This is a genomic window from Pontiella sp. (assembly GCF_041622395.1).
Lineage (GTDB): Bacteria > Verrucomicrobiota > Kiritimatiellia > Kiritimatiellales > Pontiellaceae > Pontiella.
Genome location: NZ_JBFJYW010000281.1, coordinates 1 through 4,923, shown reverse-complemented (window position 1 = coordinate 4,923; position 4,923 = coordinate 1). Strand labels below are relative to the sequence as shown.

Genomic DNA, 4,923 nt, shown 5'->3' with positions numbered 1-4,923 from the left:
GGTAGCCGACGGTCTCGGCGACGACTTTCAGGGGGTGGTTGTGGGCTTGCAGCAGGGCCCCAGCCCGTAGCATGCGCTCCTCCTCAAGCAGTGCTTTGAAGTTGCGGTTGGTCAGCTCCTTCACCAAATGTCGGGCCCGCGACGGCGACACGCCCAGCTGCCGGGCCAGGTCCGGAACGCCGACGTCCTTGTGCGCATAGTCTTCGAAGAACTGGTGGATCTGGGCTTTGCGGTCGGTTGGTCCACCTCTATCCTGTTCGTTCTCCTCCCCCAGCAGGATCCCCCGGCCGATCAGCTGCAGTATGCTGACAAGGGTTTCCAGCTTGGCGGAATCCAACAGGGGAAGTTTGGCGTATTCCCTGTGGAACCAGTCGGGCAGAGTGGTTTCGGGCGGAATGCCGTCGGGATGGCGGAAGACTCCGGCCAGAATGGAGAGAAGATGCTGGTTCCGGAGAAACACCGGTACCAGCAGCTCGGCCATCCCTTTCCAGCAGCGTTTGACGAACGGTTTTTGCAAGGTGTTGGCAGTGTGCTCAGTCTGCTTGAAGCAGTCGTCGTAGCAACGCCGATTCCAGCCCGGCTCCTTGTAGCGCATCCGTCTGCAGCACGGGTGTTGATGCACATTGCGTCCGGGCAGCAGCGGTTGGCCGTCGGGGTGTCGCAGGCGCCCTTTCAGGTCGTGAATGGTTAGGCGGATGCCGAAGGCCCGTTCCACATCCTGCAGAGCGGCTTCGAGGGACTGGTCGAAGCGGGGGGCGGGGATTTTAGCGAGGAGCTGCATTATTGATCTTCTTATATCAATGCCATCCATCGAGCAGATTAAGGTGAAAGATTAGGGAGAAAGATTAAGGGAGGCAAAAAACAGACCCTAATCTTCGAACTACCTCCCACCTAATTCCCCGGCGGTCCCAATACGGCCAATTATGTAAGAAGATACCTGGTTCAGCCGTTTTGTACAAAAAATAAGCCGAATTGTGAATTGTGCAATGCGATTCGGTTCGGTAAGGTTTAGGTGACCATGGACCGTTTTCGAAAATCGTAATCGCGCTCGTAATCGTGATCGAGCTTCAGGTGCCAACGTTTAATCAAGACGTGACCACTAGCCGGTCATCCGCCTGAGGCGGTCGATCACGATTCGATTGCGGTCCTGAAACCCGAAGCCTGAAACCTGAAACCTAACTGTTCGATCACGAGCGCGATTATGAGCGCGATCACGATTCGATTGCGGTCCTGACACCCGAAACCCGAAACCTGAAATGACCGATATGAACTATCTAGAAGAAAAATCCCGGCAGGTGCCGGTGGTCGCGGACGCGGATGTGATTGTGTCCGGGGGCGGCCCGGCCGGGGTTTGTGCGGCCATCGCGGCGGCCCGGCGTGGAGCCAGGACCGTGTTGCTGGAGCGGGGGGGGTGTCTGGGCGGCACCTGGACGGCCGGGGCTCTGGGGTGGATCATCGATTCGGCTGGCAAGAATGGGTTGCTTGCCGAAATCATTGAGGAGCTGGCCAGTATGGGCTGTGTGCCGGCTAGTCCGAGCCGGCGGTCGTCGGTGCCTTTCGATCCGGAAGGAATGAAGTTGGTCCTGGAGACATTGTGCAGCCGAGCGAATGTTCGCATCCGTCTGCATACGCTGGTGGCGGATGTGGTCAAGGATGGTGCCGGGGAACTGAAGGCGGTGGTGACCGAGTCCAAGTCGGGGCGCGAAGCCTGGCGTGGGAAGGTGTTTATCGACGCGACTGGAGACGGCGACCTGGGCGCGCTTAGTGGCTGCCGCTATGCAGTAGGCAATCCGAACGGGCAGATCCAGCCTATGTCGCTGCTGGCTTTGGTTACGGGTGTCGATCCGACGGACGCCGCCGCCTATGTGATGAACTATTCTCCGCGCGAACAGGCGATCGAAGCGTTGAGGACCGATTTGCTTGCCGAGGGTGTCGAGCCCAGCTATCACGATACCTCGCTGTTTCACTTGGGCGGGGAACTCTATTTCCTGATGGCGAACCACCAATACGGTGGGAAGGGAACGGATGCCGACGATGTGACCCGGGCTACCCTTGAGGCGCGGCGGGAGATCCATCGGCAGGTCGAAACCCTTCGCCGGCGAGGCGGGGTATGGGAGAAGATCCAACTGGCGGCGACTGCGGAGCACATTGGGGTGCGGGAAGGACGCCGGATAAAAGGGCTATACGAAGTCTCCCTGGAGGATCTCAAATCCGGAGCCCGTCACGCCGATGCGGTCTGTCGCTCGACATTCTGTGTCGATGTCCATGCGCTCGATGCCTCCACCGGCGGCATTGAAGTGCCTCCCTGCGCCGTGAAGCCGTACGACATTCCCCTGCGGGCTTTGATCAGCGCCGATGTTCCCAACCTGATGATGGCCGGTCGCTGCATCAGCGGCGATTTCTACGCCCACGCAAGCTACCGGGTTACCGGCAACGCCGCGGTGCTCGGCGAGGCCGCCGGCGTCTGCGCCACGATTGCCGCAAAAGCGGGGAAACAGCCGAGGGACGCTGCCAGCGATGTGTTCTTTTCCCAATTCGGAACGATGGTAAACCAACAGGAAGGAGTGTTGCTATGAGACGGATTCGAAACTTCACGCTGATCGAGCTTTTGGTGGTCATAGCGATCATATCGATTCTGGCGGCGATGTTGCTGCCGGCGTTGAATCAAGCTCGGTAGAAGGCGCAGCAAATCAGTTGCCTGAGCAACCTGAAGCAGTTGAGCACGGCGTTTATGATGTACATCGATGACAACAATGATTATTTCCCCCATCGCGGCAATACCGGCAGCAACATTCCGATCTGGGATTCGCTGGTTCTGCTCTATACGTCCAGCGACCGGAGTATCGACAACGTGGCTGCGGGGATATTCCATTGTCCGAGCGACAAGTTGAAGCGGAGTTCGATCTATACGGCTCCCCGCAGCTATGCGATCAACAGCGGCCGGAGCTGGAGCGACGAACGTTTCAGGGGCATTGCCGATGCTACGCCCCAATCCCTTAAATTCAATACGATTCCCAATCCCACGGGGATGTTGGTTCTGGGCGAACGGGTGCCGACGACCGGCTGCCTGATCGGGGCGAACTCGGGACAGAATATCTCGGCCAGTACCAGCGCCAGCACTCCGACCAATCTGCAGATTGCCTACCGTCATGACAGCGGAAACAAGCGCACCAACATGTATTTTGCCGACGGGCATGTCGCCTACGTGAATTACTATTCCAAGGAGATCATCGGCAGTCACGCGGCCGCCACCTATGCGGCCCCGCTGGGGGTGTTTACGTTTTGGGGTGAGGATTGAGGGTTTTTTAGGTCGAGGAGGGCGTGGGTTCAACGGGCCCCGTTGAACTATTGGCGCACCGGGGCCCGGCGCGCTACTTGGCTTTCAGCCCCGGCGCAGAGCGATCTTAGCGTGGTTGGGGCACGACTGGACTTTTTGTAATGGATTCAATGATGAACAGGCTTTTTAAAAACGCTTTAGGTACGATGATGGCCGTTGCTTTCACACTGTCGCCGAACGGGCATGCCGGGGGCAAGTCAAGGGATGTGATGTTGAACATGAAGACCCGGCACCTCGAGGCGGTTGATCTGGACGGTTCGCAGGTTGAACTTGCCGGCGATTCGACGATCCAATTTTCCGGTTCCCCGCAGGCGGCGCGGTCGGCCATCGCCATCACGTACAAGCCCTCGAACTGGGAGGGGTTCGACTGTTTGGAGGTCCGGCCAAGCCGTCCGTGGCGATCGACTCGAAGTCGTTGAAAGTGGCCTTGCGCAACGACCGCCTCTATCACAAGTTGGAAGAGGCTTCCCTTAAACCACTGCGCCCGGCGCTGGAGGCGGGAGAATGGAACGAGGTGGCCTATGACCTGGCCAACGTTCCCCGACAGAAAAACCGCGAGGTCCGCGTCTACATAAACTACGACAAGGCGCTGACCGGCAAGGAGTTGTCCGGGGCCATGCAGATACGGCTGAAACGACGGTCCGGCCTGGTCAAAGCGCTGCGGCTGGGCCAGCCCCGGAAGCGGGTTCTGCCCAGACCCTATGTGGCGGTCCGGGCGCATGTGAAGTACGCCCTTCAGAACAACTGGTTTTTTGATCCGGACTATTACGCGGACCGCATATTGATGCTGGACCGCAGCCTGGAGGAAGGGGCGGACGGGGCGGATCCCTACCGGGTGGGCGGTCCCGCCAATTTCGCCCGCACGGTTGAGCTGATGCGGATGTCCGGCGCCGATGGCATCGGCATGCTGAACATCGATGTCTCTACGACCTATCTGAACTCCTACCTGGCGGTCTGCGACGGGATCCACTTTGCCGGGCAGAACCATCTGGTCGAACCGCCTCACACTAACCGCTTCTACGCCGCGTTCTACCGCGATATCGTCATCCCGCTGTTGAACGAGGTGATGAAGCAGCCGCATGAAAGGCGAGCCGAATTCTCCCTTGCCGGGGGACGATCCGGCGGTACCGAACATGATCCTTAGCTACCGGCCCCAGCTGGCGCCGGGTTAGGAGATGGACTTCGAACTGCTCAATGTTCCGGATACCGCTGCCCAGGCCGACTACAAAGTTCGGCTGGAACTGCTGAACTTGGCGGGAAATGTCGTCCACGTCTTCCCCGTCCGGGAACTGGCCTCATCCGGCGTCGCCGAAACCCGCTTCCGCGCCTTTGCCGACTCGAAGCTGGCCTTTGTCGAAGTGCTGCGCAACCGCCGCCCGGTTTTCAGTGCGCCACGGCGCCGGAGTACAAGTTGTCGGACCATGAAGTCCTGATCAAACTCTCCTGGAATGCCTGGAAGGAGGCTAACCCGGCAAGGTCAAAGAAGCGGTTCCGGCGGCGATGCCGGTCGAGTATGCCTTCGATCCACCGTTGGGCGCCATGCTGGCCGCGCCCGGATTCGATTCGCGGTTCCATGCGCAGCCCGG

At 59.4% G+C, this 4,923-nt stretch carries 7 protein-coding genes; 6 read left to right on the top strand and 1 reads right to left on the bottom strand.

Annotated elements, in window-relative coordinates:
• Positions 1–781 (bottom strand): PocR ligand-binding domain-containing protein (locus tag ABYO54_RS13985; protein ID WP_372808865.1); only part of this gene is annotated, 781 nt, incomplete at its 3' end.
• Between the two features lie 475 nt (positions 782–1,256).
• On the opposite strand from ABYO54_RS13985, the gene ABYO54_RS13980 reads away from it, so the two are divergent.
• The 6 genes from ABYO54_RS13980 (at position 1,257) to ABYO54_RS13955 (ending at position 4,770) form a co-directional block, all read left to right on the top strand.
• Positions 1,257–2,576 carry an FAD-dependent oxidoreductase gene (locus tag ABYO54_RS13980; protein WP_372808864.1) on the top strand — a complete coding sequence of 440 codons (1,320 nt, stop codon included), beginning with the start codon at positions 1,257–1,259 and terminating at the stop codon, positions 2,574–2,576.
• Positions 2,573–2,677 (top strand): prepilin-type N-terminal cleavage/methylation domain-containing protein, encoded by a 105-nt coding sequence (locus ABYO54_RS13975; protein ID WP_372808863.1) that lies wholly within the window; start codon positions 2,573–2,575, stop codon positions 2,675–2,677. The genes ABYO54_RS13980 and ABYO54_RS13975 overlap by 4 nt, the downstream gene beginning before the upstream one ends.
• 54 nt (positions 2,678–2,731) lie before the next feature.
• Positions 2,732–3,298 carry a hypothetical protein gene (locus ABYO54_RS13970; protein ID WP_372808862.1) on the top strand — a complete coding sequence of 189 codons (567 nt, stop codon included), beginning with the start codon at positions 2,732–2,734 and terminating at the stop codon, positions 3,296–3,298.
• A gap of 140 nt (positions 3,299–3,438) precedes the next feature.
• Positions 3,439–3,756, top strand: coding sequence for a hypothetical protein (locus ABYO54_RS13965; protein WP_372808861.1), 318 nt, complete (start codon positions 3,439–3,441; stop codon positions 3,754–3,756).
• Positions 3,753–4,481: a hypothetical protein gene (locus tag ABYO54_RS13960; protein WP_372808860.1), complete on the top strand. Its 729-nt coding sequence runs from the start codon at positions 3,753–3,755 to the stop codon at positions 4,479–4,481. Before ABYO54_RS13965 ends, ABYO54_RS13960 begins: the two co-directional genes overlap by 4 nt.
• A gap of 31 nt (positions 4,482–4,512) precedes the next feature.
• Positions 4,513–4,770: a hypothetical protein gene (locus tag ABYO54_RS13955; protein WP_372808859.1), complete on the top strand. Its 258-nt coding sequence runs from the start codon at positions 4,513–4,515 to the stop codon at positions 4,768–4,770.
• Positions 4,771–4,923 lie beyond the last annotated feature (153 nt).